Here is a 1,462-nt window from a genome sequence, read left to right on the forward strand (position 1 = left end):
GCCCCCACCCGGTGGTTTCGGCGGCCCCGGAACGCCTCCGCCCTTCTTCCCGCCGCCTCCGGGCAGCCCCATGGGCCCCGGCATGCCGCCGCCGAAGCGCGGCGGGGGCGGGGTGGTGATCGCCGCGATCCTCGGCGGCGGTCTCGTCGTGCTGCTGCTCATCGGGGTCATCGTGTTCGCGGCCACCGTCGGCGGGGGCAAGTCCCCCGAGGAGAAGCTGACCGCCGCGGCGAGCAACATGTCCGCGGCGGAGGCCGTCGAGCTCGACGGCACCTTCGGCGGTGCCGGGACGCTGCGGGGCGAGCTGAACGTCACCAAGGGCGGCCGCGCGACCGGGCCGGTCACCTGGAACGGCTCCCGGGTCACGTTGCTCGCGGCCGACGGCAAGCTGTTCGTGAAGGCCGACAAGTCGTACTGGGAGCGGGAGATCTCGGGCGACGACCCGTTCTTCCTCAAGAGCGGCGACCAGTGGGGCCGCATGGACCATGACGAGCTGAACATCGACTTCAAGTCGCAGCTGTCGCCGACGGCGCTGGCGAGCAGGATCCGCTCGGCCCGGACGTCCAGCGTCAAGCCGATCGAGACCCGCTGGCAGGGCAAGAAGGCCCTGAAGTTCAGCACGTTCGCGTCCACCGTCTACATCACCGACGACGACGACGCCGAGCTGCTGCGGTACGAGGCGACGACCCCGCGCGTCCGCGTGGACGTCACCACGAAGGGCTCCAGCGAGGCCTCGTCGGTCATCTCCGACATGCGCACGAACATGGGCGAGCTGAAGGACTCCTTCAACGCCTCCGCCCAGCCGCGGGTCGCCGAGTGGAAGAAGGGCGGCTGCAACAGCTCGTCCGGCTGCACCGTCGAAGCCAAGATCAACCCGCCGTACGACGCGGAGACGCCCGTCACCATCGACGTGCGGTTCCGCATCACCGCCGGTTCGCTGACCGGCCGGGACCTCGGCAACTGCACCGCGACCATCACCATCACCAGCTCCAGCCCGCAGTGGGCGAGCTGCCGCGTCTCCAGCAGCGCGTGGGCGAGCTGGGCCAAGAGCACCGGCGGCACGTTCTACAAGCACGCCGACTACAAGGTGATCGGCGCCACCTCCGAAGAGGTCCAGGCGCTGCAGAACGGACTCGACAGCGAGTGAGGCCGCAGGTGAGGCGCCCCGGGCGCTGACCCCGCCGCCTCCGGCCGCCCGGCGGCGCTTCCCCCGAACCCGGAGGAAGCGCCGCCGGGCGGCTTTATGCTTCTGGGAACGCCCCAAAGGGGTCGCGCGGCCGTCCCCGACCATCGGGACGTCCGCCACCCCGTCGGCACCCTCTGGAGGACACCCGCAGAGCCCCTTGCTTTGTCCCTGACGGTCGGGCCGACCCCCGGCCCCCGAAGTGAGCAGAGTGAGCCCGAGTGAGCCCTGAACAGGACGACCCGTCACCGACGGCCTCCTCCACCCCTCCCCCCGCGG

The 1,462-nt window shown here is 71.3% G+C and carries 1 protein-coding gene; it reads left to right on the top strand.

Features of this window, described 5'->3' with window-relative positions:
* Positions 1 to 1,147 (top strand): hypothetical protein (locus E1289_RS37550; protein WP_131988939.1); only part of this gene is annotated, 1,147 nt, incomplete at its 5' end.
* Positions 1,148 to 1,462: the final 315 nt, after the last annotated feature.

The organism is Actinomadura sp. 6K520, assembly GCF_004349245.1.
Lineage (GTDB): Bacteria > Actinomycetota > Actinomycetes > Streptosporangiales > Streptosporangiaceae > Spirillospora.